Raw genomic sequence first — 16,607 nt, forward strand, 5'->3', positions numbered from 1 at the left:
CCGCCGGGGCGAGCCGGCCGAGCGCGCCTCAGCGGTCGTCCTCCGGGGTCCAGGTCAGCAGCCGTACCTCGGCGACCGTACGGAGGTGCCGGCGCATGGCCGCCGCCGCGGCCTTCGGGTCGCCCGCCCGGACGGCCTCCAGGATCCGCCGGTGCTGCGCGAGTGACCGCTTGGGGCGGCCGGGCTGGCGCAGCGATTCGTTGCGGCTCTCGCCGATCTGCTCGGCGATGGAGCGCATGAACTCGGCGAGCAGCGCGCTGTGCGCCGCCGCGGTGACGGCGGCGTGGAAGCGGCGGTCGCCCTCGACGCCCGGGCCGCCGTCCTCGACGTCCTTCGCCATGTGCGCCAGGGCGTCGTCGAGCGCCGCGAGGTCGGCGTCCGTACGGCGGCGGGCCGCCAGTTCGGCGAGCTTGGTCTCCATGGCCTCGCGCGCTTCCAGGACGTCCGGCAGCCGGCGGCGCCGCTCGACCAGGCGCTCGACGGGCTCCGCCGCGTCGAGGGTGTCGCGCACCAGATAGGTGCCGCCGCCGTGCCGCACCTCGACCAGGCCCTGCACCTCCAGCACGACGATCGCCTGCTTCACGGACGCCCGGCTGACGCCGAGCCGCTGGGCCAGCTCGCGCTCCGCCGGCAGGCGGTCGCCCGCGCCCAGCCCGTCTTCGGCGGCGTACTGGCGCAGCCGCTCGACCACCTGCTCGTAGAGCCGTGGCCGGGACATCGGGCGCAGTGCCTCGGACATCGGTTGGCCCCCTCGATCGGTTCCTGTCGCGACAAGAGTATTGACGCACTCCGTCGGCGAGCAGCAAAGTGGCTCAGCCACTTGGCCACTGTGCCACCTGGCCATTATCGTCCCACGAACGGAGCCGCAGATGTCGCCCGAAGTGCTCTCGATACTCGTGCTCGCGGTGATCTTCGTACTGGCCACGACCCGCTCCATCAACATGGGCGCGCTGGCGTTCGCGGCGGCGTTCGGCGTGGGCACGCTGGTCGCGGGCATGGACGCGGACGAGATCTTCGCGGGCTTCCCCGGCGATCTGTTCGTGGTCCTGGTCGGCGTGACATACCTCTTCGCCATCGCCCGCGCCAACGGCACCACCGACTGGCTGGTGCACGCCTCCGTACGGCTCGTCGGCGGGCGGGTCGCGCTGATCCCCTGGGTGATGTTCGCGGTCACCGCCGCGCTCACCGCGATCGGCGCGGTCAGCCCGGCGGCGGTGGCGATCGTCGCGCCGCTCGCGCTCGGCTTCGCGGCGCAGTACGGCATCAAACCGCTGCTCATGGGCGCCCTGGTGGTGCACGGCGCGCAGGCCGGCGGCTTCTCGCCGATCAGCATCTACGGGTCGACGGTCAACGGCATCGTCGCCCGCGAGGACCTGCCCGGCAGCCCGCTCGCCCTCTTCGCCGCCAGCCTGGTCGTCAACCTCCTCATCGCGGCGGTCCTGTTCGTCGCCCTGGGCGGCCTCCGACTCCCTCGTACGGGTGGCGCGAGCCGCGCGCAGAGCGACTCCGACGAGGGAAGCGCGGCCCCGGCGGCCGGTGCCCTCGCCCTCACGCCCGCCCGTGCCGCCACTCTTCTCGCCCTCCTGGCCCTCGTCGTGGCGGTGCTCGTCCTCGACCTGGACGCCGGTCTCTCCGCGATCACCCTCGCCGTCGTCCTCAGCGCCGTCTGGCCGCAGGACAGCAAGGCCGCCGTCGCGGAGATCACCTGGCCCACCGTGCTGCTGATCTGCGGCGTCCTCACCTACGTCGGCGTCCTGGACCAGATGGGCACCATCACCTGGGCGGGCGAGGCCGTCGGCGGCATCGGCATCCCGCTGCTGGCCGCGCTGCTGCTGTGCTACATCGGCGCGCTGGTCTCCGCCTTCGCCTCCTCCGTCGGCATCATCGGGGCGCTGATCCCGCTGGCCGTGCCGTTCCTGGCACAGGGTGAGATCGGGGCCGTGGGCATGGTCGCGGCGCTCGCCGTCTCCGCCACCGTCGTCGATGTGAGCCCGTTCTCGACGAACGGCGCACTGGTGCTGGCGAACGCCAAGAATGTCGACCGGGACGGTTTCTTCAAGCAGTTGATGGTGTACGGAGCCCTCGTGGTCGCGGCCGTACCGGCGCTGGTCTGGCTGGCGCTGGTGGTCCCGGGCTTCGGCTGAGCCACGGGCCACGACCGCCGGCCCGTGGCCACAGGTATCCAGGAACGGGTACCCCGGGTACCCGAACAGCAAGAGAACGAAGGAGTTTCGGTGAACGAGCTTTTCCCGGCGCTGCGTACAGCGTCCTCCCGTACCGCACTGCGTTTCCAGGACCGCGCGCTGACCTACGGGCAGCTCGCCGCGTCCGCCGGCGCGCTCGCGGAGCGGATCGGCGCCGAGCGGCGGGTGGCGGTGTGGGCCACGCCCACGCTGGAGACCTCGGTCGCGGTGGTCGCGGCGCTGCTCGCGGGGGTACCGGCGGTACCGGTCAACCCCAAGATCGGCGAGAGCGAGCTGGCACACATCGTGTCCGACAGCGCCCCCACCCTCGTCCTGGCCGAACCGGACACCGAACTCCCCGGCGCGCTCGCCACGCTCCCCCGCATCGACGTGGATCCGTACGAGGGGATCGAGGGCGGCGCGACGGCCGAGGATCAGCCGAGGACCACTGAGCCCCGGACGGTCGAGCTGCCTCCGGAGCCGGGCGCCGAGGCCCCCGCCGTGATCGTGTACACCTCCGGCACCACCGGCCGCCCCAAGGGCGTGGTCATCCCCCGGCGCGCCATCGCCGCCACGCTCGACGCCCTCGAAGACGCCTGGCAGTGGACCGCTGACGACGTACTCGTCCACGGCCTGCCGCTGTTCCACGTCCACGGACTGATCCTCGGCATCCTCGGCCCGCTGCGCCGCGGCGGCACCGTGCACCACCTCGGCCGCTTCTCCACCGAGGGCGTGGCGCGCGAACTGGGCGGCGCCGGCACGATGCTGTTCGGCGTGCCGACGATGTACCACCGGCTGGCCGCCGAGGCGGGCGAGAACCCGGCGCTCGCCAAGGCGCTGGGCGGCGCCCGGCTGCTGGTCTCCGGCTCGGCGGCACTCCCACTGACGGACCACCAGAAGATCAAGGCGGCGACCGGCGCGCGCGTCGTCGAGCGCTACGGCATGACCGAGACCCTGATGAACACCGCGGTACGCGCCGACGACACCTCCGCTCCCGGCACGGTCGGCGTCCCACTCCCGGGCGTACAGGCACGCCTGGTCGACGAATCCGGCAAGGTCATCGAATCAAACGACGGCGAGACGGTCGGCGAGATCCAGGTCCGTGGCCCGAACCTCTTCGTCGAGTACCTGAACCGGCCGGACGCGACGGCCGAGGCGTTCGACGGGGGCTGGTTCCGTACGGGCGACATGGCCACCCGGGACGCGGCGGGCCGCTACCGCATCGTCGGCCGCAAGGCCACCGACCTGATCAAGAGCGGCGGTTACAAGATCGGCGCGGGCGAGATCGAGAACGCCCTGCTGGAACACCCCGGCGTCGCCGAGGCCGCGGTAACGGGCGAGCCGGACGAGGACCTCGGCGAACGCATCGTCGCCTGGATCGTCCCGGCACCGGGCACCCGGCCCACCCCCACGGAACTCGCCGACCACGTCGCCGCCCAACTCGCCCCGCACAAGCGCCCCCGCGTCGTCCACTACCTCGACGCCCTCCCCCGCAACGACATGGGCAAGATCCTCAAGCGGGGCCTCCATGCGTGAGGAACCGACACGGGGGCGGGGCGCGCCTCCGGGGACGACTGCGGACACGCCTGCAGGGGCGACTGCGGGGTGGGGTGCTGGGTCGCCTGCGGGGCGGGGCGCGGACATGCCTGCGGATCTCTCCGCAGGCATGTCCGCGGGTTCGTCCGGAGATCCGTCCGGGGACCCTGCTGCGGCTTCGTCCACGGACCCGTCTTCGGGATCCTCCTCGGATCGGTCCGCGGGTTCGCCCAAGGGCTCGTCCCCCGCTTCATCCCCCGCTTCATCCGCCGATCCATCTGCGGGTTCGTCCGCCGCTCCGTCCGGGGCCTCCCCCTCGGATCAGGGATCCGCTCCGCTCGCCGGTGGGCTCTCCGCTCGCGTCGCCGACGACGAGCCCCCTGCACGGCCCGCTGCACGGCCCTCCGCCCGGGAGGTGCTCGCGCAGGTGACGGACGCGGGCACCTTCCAGCCGCTCCCCGGCTCGGAACCTGCCGAGCCCCCGGGGACGGCGGAGCCCCGGCCCGAGGAGCCGGCAACCGCCCTGTCCCCGCCCGACGACGGCCCTCTCCGCTGGGACGGCTACGGCGCCGCCCGCGCCCGCGCCACGGAGTCGACCGGCGAACGCGAGTCCGTCGTCTGCGGCACCGCCGCCATCGGCGGCACCCGCACCGTCGTGATCTCCTTCGAGTTCCGCTACCTGGGCGGCTCACTCGGCAGCCGCACCGGCGACCGCCTGGAGGCCGCGTACACCCGGGCCCGCGAACTCCGCCTCCCTGTCGTCTCCTTGATCGCCACCGGCGGCAGCCGCATGCAGGAGGGCATGCTCGCCCTCACCCAACTGCAACGCATCGCCGGCCAGTCCACACTCAACCGCGCCGCCGGACTGCCACAGCTCGCCGTCCTGCGCGACCCGACGACCGGCGGCGGCTGGGCGACGCTCGGCGCCGGCGCGGACGTCGTGCTGGCGCTGCCCGGCGCCCAGGTCGGCTTCGCCGGCTCCCGCGTACGCCCCGCCGACGCCGATCCGTCCGCGTACACCGCCGAAGGCCAGCTGGCCACCGGGCACGTCGACGCCGTCGTGCCGCCCGAACAGCTCCGCGGCACGCTCGCCCGCTGGCTGCGGCTGCTGACCACTCCGGACGAGGAGCCCGCCCCGGTACCGGCCGCCCAGGGCGCGGGCGACCCGCCGGACTCCGGCTGGAGCGCCGTACAACGGACCCGCGCCCCCGAACGCCCGCGCGCCGACGCGTACTTGGACACGTACTTCGACTGGCGCGAGGACATCAGCGGCGACCGCTGCGGCGGCGTGGACGACGGCGTGCGCTGCGGATTCGGCCACCGCGCCGGCCGCACGGTCGCGTACGCGGCCCAGTGCGGCACCGCCACCCGCCCGGCCGGCTTCCGCACCGCCGCCCGCCTCGTACGCCTCGCCGACCGCCTCGGCATCCCCGTCCTCACCCTCGTGGACACCCCGGGCGCGGCCAACGACGCCGAGGCCGAACGGTCCGGCGCCGGTGCCGCCATCGCGGACCTCTTCGCCGCCATGGCCGCAGCGCGCACCCCGCTGACCTCGCTGCTCATCGGCGAGGGCGGCTCGGGCGGAGCCCTGGCACTGGCCGCACCGGGCCGCCTGTGGGCGACCCCGGACAGCTACTTCTCCGTCATCGCCCCCGAACTGGCCACCGCCATCCTCAAACGCTCACCGTCCGAAGTCCCCCACACCGCCGACCAACTCCACCTCCGCCCCCAGGACCTGATGTCCCTCGGCCTGATCCGCGGCATCGTCCCAGCCAACTGACCGTCCACCGCATCCCCTCCCCACCCCACCCGGGCGCCGGCCACCGCATGGTGCGCCGGCGCCCGACCTCACAGCGCCCGCCACATCCCCGGCCTTCTGCCACCTCCCCGGCCCCTGTCACATCTCCACCCGTTCACTCGCCCCTGTCACCCCTCCGCCTCTCCACCCACCTCCGTTACGTCTCCGCCCCTCTCACATCTCCATCCCTCCGCCCACCTCGCGCAGCGCCGCGACCGCCGCGCGGATCGACGGGCGGCGGTCCGCGTCGGCGCGCCAGATCGCGTACACATGCCGCCGCATCGGATGCCGCACAGGCACCACTCTCACCCCCTCCGGCACCGGCCCCCGCCCGAGCCGGGGCGCGACCGCCACGCCGAGACCCCTCGCGATCAGGGCGAGCTGCGTGCCGTGCTCCTCGGCCATGTGCGCGATCCGCGGCTCGATCCCCTTGCTGCGCAGCGTGAACATCAGCCAGTCGTGGCAGAACTCCCCCTGTGGCCAGGAGATCCACGCGTCCTCCGCGAAGTCCTCCAGCTCCACCGTGCGCCGCCCCGCCAGCCGGTGGTCCGACGGCATGGCCACATCCGCCGGATCGTCCAGCAGCGGCGCCTTCGCCAACCCCTCCGGCAGCGACAACGGACGGTTGTACCAGTCCAGTACGACGCCCAGGTCGATGTCGCCGCGCACCACCGCCCGTACCGAATCGCCCGGCTCCATCTCCCACAGCCGCGCGCGCAACTGCGGGTGATCGACGACCAGCGCGGCGAGGGCGTCGGGGAACAGCCCGCGCGCCGCCGTGGGGAACGCCCCCATCCGCAACTCGCCCACCGCCTGCCCGCGGTGCGCCTCCAGCTCCGCCTCGGCCAGCTCGACCTGCGAGAGGATGCGCGCCGCGTGCCCGGCGAGCAACCGGCCCGCATCGGTCAGCCGCACTCCCCGCCCGTTCTTGGCCAGCAGTTGCTGCCCCGTCTCCCGCTCCAGCTTCGCCAGTTGCTGCGAGACGGCGGAGGTGGTGACGTGCAGCCCCTCGGCCGCCGCCCGCACCGACCCGTGCCGCGCCACGGCGCTGAGCGTCCGCAGCCGCTCCATGTTCAACATATAAGGAATGCTAAGCGATGCACCCCACGAATTCTCACTTGTGCTACGCGATAAAGACAGACGATCGTGTACACCATGAGCTCCACCGCCGCCACCTCCTCATCCCGGTCCACCACGACACCCACCCCCGCAGCGCCCTCCACCACCCACACCCCTCTCCCTTCGCCCGCTCCGACTGCACCCGCCCCCGCTTCGCCAGGTCCCGCCTCGCCCGCTCCTACTTCGCCCGCTTCCCCGGCCGCGCCGCGGTCCGCCATCGACTGGCGCATCCGATTCGCGGTCCTGGCGCTGATCTGGGGATTCAGCTTCCTGTTCATCAAGGTCGGCACGCAGGGCTACGCCCCGCTGCACGTCACGCTCGGCCGCATGATCTTCGGAACGGCCGTACTGGCCGCCGTACTCGTCGCCAAGCGGGACCGGCTGCCCCGTACCCCCCGGACCTGGGCTCATCTGGCGGTGGCCGCCCTGTTCCTCAACGCCCTCCCCTTCTCACTCTTCGCGTACTCCGAGCTGACCATCCCCTCCACGCTGGCCGGCATCTGCAACGCCACCTCCCCGCTGTGGGGCATGGCCCTGTCCGTGGTGGCACTGTCCGAGGACCGCCCCACCCGCCGCCGCGTCGCCGGACTCGGCCTCGGGTTCCTCGGTGTGCTGACCGTCCTCGGCGCCTGGCAGGGCTTCTCCGGCACGGACCCGCTGGGCACGTTCATGGCGCTGGGCGCCTCGCTCTGCTACCCGATCGGCTGGATCTACGTCCGCCGCACCCTCGCGGGCAGCAGCAACTCCAGCCTCTCCATGTCCAGCGCCCAGCTGATGCTGGCCACGCTCCAACTGGCCGTGGTGACACCGTTCTTCACCTCCCTCCCGACCTCGTTCCCCGTCGTCCCCCTGCTGGCGATCGTCGCCCTCGGTGCCCTTGGCACCGGCTTCGCCTTCCTCCTCCAGTACGGTCTGGTCGCCGAAGTCGGCCCCACCACCGCGCAGATGGTCACGTACTTCGTCCCGGTCATCGCCACCGCCGCCGGCGTCGCCGTCCTGGACGAACACCTCGCCTGGAATACCCCCGTCGGCGCCCTGATCGTCCTGGCCGGCGCCGCCCTCACCCAGAGCCGCCCCCGCCCGACCGAATGACCAGGTACTGGCTGCTGGCTATCGGCAGCCACCGCCCGGACAATTCCGTCGACCACACCCCCATCCCCCGTTAGTGTCATCCCCCATGAGCACCCTGACCCTGCAGACGATCCACGACGTGCCCGTCCTGATCTACGCCGCCGAGGACGGCCAGACCATCGCCGACGAACGCGACGTCCTGGATCTCATCGGCAACGCCTCCTACCAGGGTGCCCAGTGGGTCGTCATTCCCGCCGAGCGGCTCGACGAGCAGTTCTTCCAACTGCGCACCCGCGTCGCCGGCGAGATCGTCCAGAAGTTCGTCAACTACCGCATGGGACTCGTCGTCCTCGGCGACATCTCCCCTCACACAGCGGCCAGTTCAGCCCTGCAGGACTTCGTCCGGGAATGCAACCGCGGACGACAGACCTGGTTCCTCACCGACCTCGACGAACTCCAGCAGCGCCTGAAGAACTAGAAGAGCCAGCGGGGCGACCGAAGAGCCAGGCACCCCTGACCGGGGACCCGCCCCGCCCGCCAGTCACACCGACCCACCGCACCGACCCGCCCGCACCGGCCGCCGGGCCGCCGGGCCACCCCGTCGTGCCGGCCATCCGCACTGCCCCGTCACGCCGGCCAGCCACACCGATCCGTCGTACCGATCAGCGATGCCAATCAGTCGTACCGGCGAGCCTCCCCCGGCAGGCAGGCGGCCGCTATCGCCTCGGCGAGCGGCTCGGTGTCGCCGTGCGAGAGGGTGGACACGGTGACGCGTATGCCGGGCGGGGACTCCATCCGGAACCGGGCGCCGGGCGCCACCGCCCAGCCGGCGTGCAGCAGCCGCGACACCGTGCCCGTCTCCTCGGGGACCGGCACCCAGACGTTCATCCCACTGCGGCCCTGCGCCGCGACGCCCCGTTCCGCCAGGGCCCGTATGAGCTCGTCGCGGCGACGCCCATAGGAGCCTGCGACCTCGCTCGGGTCCACCGCATCCGTCTGCCAGAGATGGATCACCGTGTCCTGCAGCAGATGGCTGACCCAGCCGGGACCCAGGCGCTGCCGCCCGCGCACCCGGTCCACCGTGACGGCATCACCCGTGAGGACCGCCAGCCGCAGGTCCGGCCCGTACGCCTTGGCCGTCGACCGCACCATGACCCAGTGATCGGTCACCCCCGCCAGCGGATGCAGCGGGACATCGACGATGTGATGACCGTGATCGTCCTCGACCAGCAGCACGGTCGGATACTCGGCCAGCAGCGACCGCAGCTCCTCGGCGCGCTCGGCGCTCACCGCCGCCCCGGTCGGATTCTGCGCCCGGTCCGTGACGATCGCCGCCCGCACCCCGAGCGCCAGCGCCCGCTCCAGCTCCGTCGGCAGCGGCCCGTCCTCATCCATCCCCACCGGAACAGGGCGCAGGCCCAGCGCCGGAATGAGATCCAGCAGGCTCCCCCAGCCCGGGTCCTCGACCGCCACCGCATCACCGGGCCGGAGATGCGCGGCGAGCACCCGCTCAATGGCGTCGAGCGAGCCGGAGGTCACGGCGACCGGACCGGCCGGTACACCGTCGGCATCCAGCGCGGCCCGCGCCCGGCCGGCCAGCTCCTCGTCGATCAAGGGCGCACCGTACAGCGTCGGGCGGGCCGTGGCACGGTCCGCGGCCGCGGCGAGCGCCGGCCCGAGCGCGGGGAGCAGCGCGGGGTCGGGGTTGCCGTCGGACACGTTCCGCACGCCCGGCGGCACGTCGACCCGCAGCGCCTCGCGCGGCGTACTCGTCGGCCGTGGACGCACCCGGGTGCCGCGTCGCCCCGCGGTCTCGATCACCCCGCGGTCCCGCAGCGTCCGGTACGCGGACGCGACCGTATTGGGATTCACCTCTAGATAGACGGCCAACTCCCGCATAGGGGGCAGCAGTTCGCCTGGTAGGAGCTCGCCCGCACCGACGGCTCGCTCGACGCTGGCGGCAATTTCCGATGCGCGCCGCCCTTCGATCCGATACTCTTCTAGCACAAACTTGATTATGCACTAGTGCAATGGAGTTGGCAAGATGCCCGAGCCCGTATCTCCCACAACGTCCGACGCCGGTCCCGAGTTCGCCGCCGTCGCCGAGACCGGTGCCGGTGACGGCTCATCCGCGGCCTACGCCCCGAGCGAGCGCACGGTCCCGACGCGGTCCGCCGACCGCGCCGCGTACGACCACGACACCGTCCATTCCATCCTCGACGCCGGATACGTCTGCCACCTCGGCTTCGTGCGCGACGGCGCCCCGGTCGTACTGCCCACGCTCTACGGCCGCGTCGGCAGCCGCCTCTACCTCCACGGCTCCACGGGCTCGCGGCCGCTGCGCCAGGCCCGCCAGACGGACCCCGGCCTGGCGGTATGTGTGACCGTCACCCACGTCGACGGCCTGGTCCTCGCCCGCTCCGCCTTCCACCACTCCCTCAACTACCGCAGCGTCGTGGTGCACGGCACCGCCCACCAGGTCACCGACCCCGAGGAGAAGACCGCGGCACTCGACGCGCTGGTGGACCAGGTACTGCCCGGCCGCGCCGCCGACTCCCGCCCCGGAAACGCCAAGGAGCTGGCCGCCACGGCCGTCATCCGGCTCGACCTGACCGAGGTCTCCGCCAAGATCCGTACCGGCGGGCCGAACGACGAGCCCGAGGACCTCTCGCTCCCCCACTGGAGCGGCGTCGTCCCCGTGGCGCCCACATACGGCGCCCCCATACCGTCCGACGACCTGGCCCCCGGTGTCCCCCTGCCCGCCTACCTCGAGGACCTCTGAGGTCGGCCATGCTGATCCATCCCTGGGACGCGCCGTCCGACGACACCGAGTGGCAGACCTGGCTGGCCGGACACGATTTCGGCCAGCTCGCGGGCAACGGTCTGCCCAGCGATCCGCCGTGGATACAGCCGCTGCACTTCGCGTACGACGCCGGCCGCCGCGAGGCCGTCACCCACCTCGCCCGCCCGAACCCCCTGTGGCCCGCGCTGCAGGCCGACCCTTCCGTCGTGCTCAGCGTCGTCGACGACTACACCTTCATACCCGGCCCCTGGCAGGCCGCCGAGGGCACCCCGCCCGAGCACGGCGTACCCACGAGCTTCTATGCGGCGGTCCAGCTCCGCTGCACGGCTCACGTCGTGGACGACCCGGAGGAGAAGGCCGAGCTGCTGCGTCGCCAGATGGCGCACTTCCAACCCGAGGGCGGGTCGGCCCCGGTCACGGCCGACGGCCCGCCGTACGGCCGCATGCTCTCGGGCATCCGCGCGCTGCGCCTCGAAGTGACGGAGGTGCGCGCCAAGTTCAAGTACGCCGGCAAGAAGAGCAGGGAGGTACAGGAACGCATCGCACAGCGACTGGCAGACCGCGACGGCCCCAGAGACGCCGCGGCCCGCTCCCACCAGCTGCGCCGCATGGCGGTGTAGTACTGCTGACCGGGCGGACAAAGCCTGTGCCATAACCCGGGCGCAGGCTCTTACAAGCCGGGCGTGCCCGCTGTACCGGCCGGCAAGGCGGCTTCCGGATGCGCCTCGCCATCGTGCTGCGACGCCACATCCCGAGGCGCCTTGGGTGTGGTGGACTGCGCGATGAACGCACCGATCAGTACCACCGCACCGCCGATGATCTGCGGCGCGGACAGGTGCTCGCCGAGCAGCACCCACGCCAGTACGGTGGCGATCACCGCCTCCAGGCAGGCGACGACGCCTGCGACCTGCGGCGACAGCCGGCGGATGGAGATCACGCCGGTGAGGTAGGCGAGCACCGTCGCCATCAGGACGAGCCACGCGAGGAGCAGCACGGCGGGGACGCCCGTGCCGTCCATGTCCGCGGTGCCGACGAGCACCGACCAGTCCATGGTCCAGGGGCGCGCGACCACGGTCAGTACGAGTGCGCCGAAAAGCAGACCGTACGCGATCACGCCGAGCGGGTGCGTGGCGTCGTCGCCGTCACCGCCGTGGTCGGAGAGAACGAAGTACCCCACCTGGCAGCAGGCCGCGCCCAGCGCGAGCGCCAGCCCGAACACATCGAAGCTCAGCCCGGCCCACACCTCCACAACACAGGCGAGACCGCCGACGGCGAGGACGGCACCGGCCGCGGCGGCGCGGCTGACGGGCCGGCGCTGCACGAAGCGCACCCAGCCCAGGACCAGGGCGGGTGCCAGGTATTCGATGAGCAGCGCGACGCCGACCGGAATCCGGGAAAGCGCCGCGAAGTAACACGCCTGGACGCCCGCGACGGCGAGCAGCCCGAATCCCGCCAGCAGCGCGGGGCGACGGCGCAACAGGGCGCGGTGGCGCCAGGCGAGGGGCAGCATGACGAGCGCGGCGCCCGCGCTCCGCAACCAGGTGACGTGCAAGGGCTCCAGACCGGCTGCGATCAGCGGTTTGGCGGCCACGCCCGATCCGCCGAAGGCCAACGCCGACAGCAGGGCCAGACCGAGGCCGAAGCCTCTCCCCCTGCCTCTCTGACTCGATTCCGTCTCCACAGTCGCGTGCATCCGGCCATGATGGCAGGGGAGGTCAGCAGCGTCATCACCAATACCCCTGTCGCTAGGCGGGACAGGGGGCATTCAGGAGAGTGCGGTTCGGTGCGGGAGTTACCGCTCGCCCTCCAATAAGGGAGTTACCGCTCATCCTCCAACATCACGTCCTGCGTCTGCCGGTCCAGGCGTACCGCGAGCTGCACCGTGTCGATCGAAGCCCGGCGCAGTACCTCGACGGCACGGCATTCCGCGTCGTCCACGAGCGCGGCCAGCAGATCGAGGCATTCGGCACGGACGGCATAGCGGGCGTGCGCGCGGTCCCGCGCGCCGTCCATGGCAGCCGCAGCGGCCGGTGACCAGCCCGGGACACCGCCCTCGGTCACGATCGGCACCGCCCCGGAGTCCTCCACCGTGCCGTGCCACTGCCGTCCGTAACCGATGCTGCGCTGCACGAGGTACCCGAGGAGGCCCGCGATCCTGCCGCCTTCGGGGTCGACCATCTCCCGTACGGCCGGGTCGGATTCGAGGAGGCCGTGCAGGAGGTGGGCGGTGTCCACTTGCCGGTCCCCGTCGCGGGTGGCCCGCCTGCGGGCAGACGTCAGCACCGACGCGAGCTCGTCGGTCAGGCAAGCATCAAGGTCCTCCGGCGACGGACCCGGTCCGCTGTTGTACACAGTACGGTTTTGCACAGTACTCACCCCACCAGGCTCTTGCTACCGGAACATCCCCGGGAGGGAGCATTTGCGCATCCGACCATGGTTGGGTACGCGGGAACGGAATCTCATCCCTACGGAGGATATGCCCGGCACGGAAGCCGCGATCAAGGATGCGGCAGAGGCACGGACGCGCGCCCCGCACCACACCACTACGCCCCCCTGACGCATCTGACGGCCGTACACCCCCGAATTACCTGACGGCCCATCAGTATTGAACCTTGCACCTCCGGCGGCTACCTTCCGCGGCACCACGCAGGACACGCAGAGCGCGCAGGACTCGCAGGACCAGTCACCGACCGGACGGCCCTTGGGTCGTCACCAAGGGGTGCCGCATGGCCGATGTCACCGCCCAGGCTCACATAGAAGCACCGGCGGAGAAGATTTGGGACCGCCTGACCGATTTCGACGGCTACGACCAGTGGAACGCCACCCACACCAGCTTCCCCGAAGGGGGCCCGGCGACGCTGGAACCCGGGGCCACTTACGCGGAGAACATGAAGCTCATGGGCTTTCCGGCCGAGGTGACCTGGACGGTGCGGACCGTGGAGCCCGCCCGCCTGCTCGATCTCCGGGGCAAGGGCCCGATGGGCGTGACCCTCGGGATGCGGTACACACTCGCACCGGAGAGCGAGGCGACGACCGGGGCCACGACCGTACGGATCGACGGTTCGTTCACCGGCGCGGCCGTGTCGCTGATGGCCGGCAAGCTCAGGGACTCGGCGACGTCCGCACTCGAGGAGTCGCTCGGCAGACTCGCGCGACTGGTCGCCTGATCGCGAGAGCCGTGGCCGGTCCGCGCACCGGCCACGGCCTCGCCCGGCCCTCGTTCTCCGTACTCGATCACTCGCAAGCTTCGCTCACTCATCCTCGGCGAGGATCAGGTAGAGCTCCTTCCGCGCCCGATTGACGACCGTGATCGCCTTCTCGCGCTGCTCGGGCGTCCCGGTCGCCCAAACCTGCCGAAACGCTTCGACCAGGCCGCCGCCCGCCTTGCGGACCTCGTTCATCGCCTCCCAGTCCACGCCGCGGCCGGCTTCTTCCCAGGGGGCGTCCGAGCCGCTCTCCGCAGCCGCACGCCCCTCGTCGGTGAGCTCGAACAGCTTCTTGCCGCCCTCGCTCCGGCTGGCGATCAGGCCCTCGTCCTCCAACAGCTGAAGGGTCGGGTACACGGAGCCGGGGCTCGGCTTCCATGTACCGCCGCTGCGCTCGGCGATCTCCTGGATCATCTCGTAACCGTGCATCGGGCGGTCCTTGAGAAGCGCCAGGATCGAAGCGCGCACGTCACCACGCCGCGCCCGGCCGCGCGGGCCTCCCCGGCCCCGGCCACCGCCGAACGGAGGCCCACCGAAGGGCGGCCCGAACGGCCCGAAGGCGGCGCGCCGCCCCTCGTATTCACCCCGGCCACCACCGTGACGCCCGGCTGCCCAGTGCTCGTGTCCATGTGGACGCATTTCTCGTCACTCCCATCGTTGATCTGTCACGATGCTTCAACGATATATCGGAAGCGTTCGGTCGACAAGGATTCGCCGGCGGGTTTCTGCCGGTGTTGAGCGCTGACGGGTGTCGGAATCCGTGGGAGCCCGAGGCCCGTTGGGTGCGCGGCCTGGAAACTGGCTTGAGGAGTACGTGCCACTCGGCGTTCTCGTGCAGGCCAATATTCGCGGATTGGACCTCGTCGCTCGCGATCTCCGATGCCTAGGCTCGCGCCATGAGAATTCGAATCGTCGACGCCTTCACCGACCGCCCCTTCGCCGGCAATCCGGCGGGAGTCGTGCTGCTGAACGGCCCCTCCTTCCCCGACCAGCACTGGCTGCAGCAGGTCGCGGCCCAGGTCAACCTCTCGGAGACCGCGTTCGCGCTGCCGCTGCCGGACAGTGACGAGGCCGACTGGGCGCTGCGCTGGCTCACCCCCGCCACCGAGGTCGACATGTGCGGCCACGCCACGCTCGCCACCGCGCACGTACTGCACTCCACCGGGACGGCCACCGGAACGGTCCGCTTCGCGACCCGCAGCGGCGTGCTGACCACCACGGCATCGGCGGACGGTTCGATCACGATGGACTTCCCGACCGCGCCGCTCACCGCGGTGCCCGTACCGCCGGGGCTGGCCACCGCGCTCGGCGCCGAGCCGGTTTCCACGTACGAGACGGGGTCACAGGTCGGGGACCTGCTCGTGGAGGTGGCGGACGAGCGGACCGTACGCGAGCTGTCCCCGGATCTCGCGGCGCTGATCCGGTTCGGCAGTCGGGGCGTGATCGCGACGGCGCGCGCCGAGGACCCGGACGGCGGTTATGACTTCGCCACGCGGTGCTTCTTCCCGGGTGTGGGTATTGACGAGGATCCCGTGACAGGGAGCGCGCACACCGCGCTCGCGCCCTTCTGGTCGGAGCGGCTGGGCCGCGACGAGCTGACCGGCCTGCAGGGCTCCGCCCGTACCGGATTCGTGCGCACTGCTCTGCGCGGCGACCGCACGCTGCTGACCGGACGCGCGGTGACGGTCATCGACGGCGAGCTTACGGAGGCGGCGCGGGCTGGGGGTGAGGGGGCAAGTGGGGGCTGAAGGCTGAGGAGCGAGCGGGGGTGGGGATGGAGGCGAGGGCGGGGAGGGGGATTTTTCCTCGGCGGCCTCTGGGGCCCCCACCCCCACCCCACCCCACCTCCCCCTCACCCCGTAGGCAGCCACCCCACTCTCCCCGCCAGGAGGGCGTAGCCGGCGAACGCGATGATGTCGATGATGGCATGGGCGGCGACGAGGGGGGCGATTCGTCCACAGCGGCGGTAGATAAGTACGAAGAGTGCGCCCATCACCATGTTGCCGACGAAGCCGCCGATGCCCTGGTACAGGTGGTACGAGCCGCGGAGGACCGAGCTGGCCACGAGTGCGGCCATCGGTGACCAGCCCAACTGGCCGAGGCGGCGCAACAGGTAGCCGAGGACGATCACTTCTTCCAGTACGGCGTTCTGCAGCGCGGAGGCAATCAGTACCGGGAACTTCCACCACACATCGGGCAGCGATTCCGGTACGACGGTGAGGTTGGCCCCGGCCGCCCTGGCCCCCAGGTAGAGCAGCAGGCCGCTGCCTCCGATACCGGCCGCCACGACGAGTCCCCAGCCGAGGTCGAAGCCGGGGCGCCGGCGGTCGAAGCCGAGGGCGCGCAGGCCGCCCGCGCGCTCCCTGAGCAGCAGGTGGGCGACGAGCAGTACGGGTACCAGCGCGGTGGCGATCCCGAAGAGCTGCCAGGCGAGATCCAGCCATGGGCGGCCGGGCGCCTGCGAGCTGTTGAGGTTCGCCGCCTGGTCCTTCAGACCGCCGGGCTTGGTGAGTGATCCCGTGAAGCTGATGAGGGCGGATACCGCGCTGGCGCCGACGGAGAGGGCGAGGACGATCAGGGTCTCGCTTCTCAGGGTGCTGCGTGCGAGGCCGCCGGGCGGGCCCTGGTCAGGGAGAGATTCAGCCACGGGGTGCACTTCGGACTGCACGCCTGCCTCCAGTTCCGCGATAGCGCCGGTACGCCTCCACTGCCCTGCCAGGGTCTCGGACAGCAGGTACGAAGAGCGCGCGCGACAAGCCGAGTACGGGCGCCCTCCGCATGGAGGAGATCACAGCTTGCCCGAAGGACCGGAGGCCGTCAGCACGGGGGCCGTGCCCAGGACGGCCAGAGGTGGGGGCGTACGGCCAGCCCCGTACGCCCCCACCTCGCTC

16 protein-coding genes are annotated in these 16,607 nt (G+C 71.8%); 9 read left to right on the forward strand and 7 right to left on the reverse strand.

Annotated features, from left to right (window positions below):
* Positions 1–28: 28 nt before the first annotated feature.
* Positions 29–739 (reverse strand): FadR/GntR family transcriptional regulator, encoded by a 711-nt coding sequence (locus tag IF04_RS0128065; protein WP_030263841.1) that lies wholly within the window; start codon positions 737–739, stop codon positions 29–31.
* A gap of 130 nt (positions 740–869) precedes the next feature.
* Between IF04_RS0128065 and IF04_RS0128070 the strand changes: the two genes are divergently transcribed.
* The 3 genes from IF04_RS0128070 (at position 870) to IF04_RS0128080 (ending at position 5,499) form a co-directional block, all read left to right on the forward strand.
* Positions 870–2,144, forward strand: coding sequence for an SLC13 family permease (locus IF04_RS0128070; protein ID WP_030263844.1), 1,275 nt, complete (start codon positions 870–872; stop codon positions 2,142–2,144).
* A 90-nt stretch (positions 2,145–2,234) separates the two neighbouring features.
* Positions 2,235–3,719 (forward strand): acyl-CoA synthetase, encoded by a 1,485-nt coding sequence (locus tag IF04_RS0128075; protein ID WP_030263846.1) that lies wholly within the window; start codon positions 2,235–2,237, stop codon positions 3,717–3,719.
* 427 nt (positions 3,720–4,146) lie between these two features.
* Positions 4,147–5,499, forward strand: coding sequence for a carboxyl transferase domain-containing protein (locus IF04_RS0128080; RefSeq protein WP_245654533.1), 1,353 nt, complete (start codon positions 4,147–4,149; stop codon positions 5,497–5,499).
* Positions 5,500–5,691: 192 nt separating this feature from the next.
* Here IF04_RS0128080 and IF04_RS0128085 read toward each other — a convergent pair whose 3' ends face one another.
* Positions 5,692–6,597: a LysR family transcriptional regulator gene (locus IF04_RS0128085; RefSeq protein WP_030263852.1), complete on the reverse strand. Its 906-nt coding sequence runs from the start codon at positions 6,595–6,597 to the stop codon at positions 5,692–5,694.
* Between the two features lie 75 nt (positions 6,598–6,672).
* Here IF04_RS0128085 and IF04_RS0128090 point away from each other — a divergent pair, with 75 nt between their 5' ends.
* A complete protein-coding gene (locus tag IF04_RS0128090) occupies positions 6,673–7,728 on the forward strand; it encodes a DMT family transporter (protein WP_030263854.1) in 1,056 nt (351 codons plus the stop codon).
* 85 nt (positions 7,729–7,813) lie between these two features.
* Positions 7,814–8,185, forward strand: a complete 372-nt coding sequence (locus tag IF04_RS0128095) for a DUF4180 domain-containing protein (RefSeq protein ID WP_030263857.1) — start codon at positions 7,814–7,816, stop codon at positions 8,183–8,185.
* A 197-nt stretch (positions 8,186–8,382) separates the two neighbouring features.
* Here the strand turns inward: IF04_RS0128095 and IF04_RS0128100 are convergent, their stop codons facing one another.
* Entirely contained in the window at positions 8,383–9,714 is a 1,332-nt protein-coding gene (locus IF04_RS0128100) for an aminotransferase class I/II-fold pyridoxal phosphate-dependent enzyme (protein WP_030263861.1), read from the reverse strand.
* A gap of 37 nt (positions 9,715–9,751) precedes the next feature.
* Between IF04_RS0128100 and IF04_RS0128105 the strand changes: the two genes are divergently transcribed.
* Both IF04_RS0128105 and IF04_RS0128110 read left to right on the forward strand, forming a co-directional pair.
* Entirely contained in the window at positions 9,752–10,489 is a 738-nt protein-coding gene (locus IF04_RS0128105) for a pyridoxamine 5'-phosphate oxidase family protein (protein ID WP_051831631.1), read from the forward strand.
* Positions 10,490–10,497: 8 nt separating this feature from the next.
* On the forward strand, positions 10,498–11,130 hold the full coding sequence (locus IF04_RS0128110) for an FMN-binding negative transcriptional regulator (RefSeq protein ID WP_030263867.1): 633 nt from the start codon (positions 10,498–10,500) through the stop codon (positions 11,128–11,130).
* 50 nt (positions 11,131–11,180) lie between these two features.
* Here IF04_RS0128110 and IF04_RS0128115 read toward each other — a convergent pair whose 3' ends face one another.
* Together IF04_RS0128115 and IF04_RS0128120 are read right to left on the reverse strand one after the other, a co-directional pair.
* Positions 11,181–12,203 carry an EamA family transporter gene (locus IF04_RS0128115; RefSeq protein WP_051831632.1) on the reverse strand — a complete coding sequence of 341 codons (1,023 nt, stop codon included), beginning with the start codon at positions 12,201–12,203 and terminating at the stop codon, positions 11,181–11,183.
* Positions 12,204–12,328: 125 nt separating this feature from the next.
* Complete coding sequence (locus IF04_RS0128120; RefSeq protein WP_030263872.1) at positions 12,329–12,877, reverse strand: Clp protease N-terminal domain-containing protein; 549 nt, start codon at positions 12,875–12,877, stop codon at positions 12,329–12,331.
* Between the two features lie 359 nt (positions 12,878–13,236).
* Between IF04_RS0128120 and IF04_RS0128125 the strand changes: the two genes are divergently transcribed.
* Complete coding sequence (locus IF04_RS0128125; RefSeq protein WP_030263874.1) at positions 13,237–13,677, forward strand: type II toxin-antitoxin system Rv0910 family toxin; 441 nt, start codon at positions 13,237–13,239, stop codon at positions 13,675–13,677.
* Between the two features lie 84 nt (positions 13,678–13,761).
* Here the strand turns inward: IF04_RS0128125 and IF04_RS36095 are convergent, their stop codons facing one another.
* Positions 13,762–14,355 (reverse strand): PadR family transcriptional regulator, encoded by a 594-nt coding sequence (locus tag IF04_RS36095; protein ID WP_030263877.1) that lies wholly within the window; start codon positions 14,353–14,355, stop codon positions 13,762–13,764.
* Between the two features lie 257 nt (positions 14,356–14,612).
* Here IF04_RS36095 and IF04_RS0128135 point away from each other — a divergent pair, with 257 nt between their 5' ends.
* On the forward strand, positions 14,613–15,464 hold the full coding sequence (locus tag IF04_RS0128135) for a PhzF family phenazine biosynthesis protein (protein ID WP_051831633.1): 852 nt from the start codon (positions 14,613–14,615) through the stop codon (positions 15,462–15,464).
* Positions 15,465–15,568: 104 nt separating this feature from the next.
* Here the strand turns inward: IF04_RS0128135 and IF04_RS0128140 are convergent, their stop codons facing one another.
* Complete coding sequence (locus IF04_RS0128140) at positions 15,569–16,363, reverse strand: CPBP family intramembrane glutamic endopeptidase (RefSeq protein WP_245654534.1); 795 nt, start codon at positions 16,361–16,363, stop codon at positions 15,569–15,571.
* Between the last annotated feature and the right edge of the window lie 244 nt (positions 16,364–16,607).

It is taken from the genome of Streptomyces violens (assembly GCF_000717745.1).
In the GTDB taxonomy this organism is placed as follows: domain Bacteria; phylum Actinomycetota; class Actinomycetes; order Streptomycetales; family Streptomycetaceae; genus Streptomyces; species Streptomyces violens.

Excerpts from the sequence above, each read along its gene's own strand:
- IF04_RS0128065 (WP_030263841.1), bottom strand. The coding sequence starts at position 739 with ATGTCCGAGGCACTGCGCCCGATGTCCCGGCCACGGCTCTACGAGCAG.
- IF04_RS0128070 (WP_030263844.1), top strand. The coding sequence starts at position 870 with ATGTCGCCCGAAGTGCTCTCGATACTCGTGCTCGCGGTGATCTTCGTA.
- IF04_RS0128085 (WP_030263852.1), bottom strand. The coding sequence starts at position 6,597 with ATGTTGAACATGGAGCGGCTGCGGACGCTCAGCGCCGTGGCGCGGCAC.
- IF04_RS0128090 (WP_030263854.1), top strand. The coding sequence starts at position 6,673 with ATGAGCTCCACCGCCGCCACCTCCTCATCCCGGTCCACCACGACACCC.
- IF04_RS0128095 (WP_030263857.1), top strand. The coding sequence starts at position 7,814 with ATGAGCACCCTGACCCTGCAGACGATCCACGACGTGCCCGTCCTGATC.
- IF04_RS0128105 (WP_051831631.1), top strand. The coding sequence starts at position 9,752 with ATGCCCGAGCCCGTATCTCCCACAACGTCCGACGCCGGTCCCGAGTTC.
- IF04_RS0128110 (WP_030263867.1), top strand. The coding sequence starts at position 10,498 with ATGCTGATCCATCCCTGGGACGCGCCGTCCGACGACACCGAGTGGCAG.
- IF04_RS0128115 (WP_051831632.1), bottom strand. The coding sequence starts at position 12,203 with ATGCACGCGACTGTGGAGACGGAATCGAGTCAGAGAGGCAGGGGGAGA.
- IF04_RS0128125 (WP_030263874.1), top strand. The coding sequence starts at position 13,237 with ATGGCCGATGTCACCGCCCAGGCTCACATAGAAGCACCGGCGGAGAAG.
- IF04_RS36095 (WP_030263877.1), bottom strand. The coding sequence starts at position 14,355 with ATGCGTCCACATGGACACGAGCACTGGGCAGCCGGGCGTCACGGTGGT.
- IF04_RS0128135 (WP_051831633.1), top strand. The coding sequence starts at position 14,613 with ATGAGAATTCGAATCGTCGACGCCTTCACCGACCGCCCCTTCGCCGGC.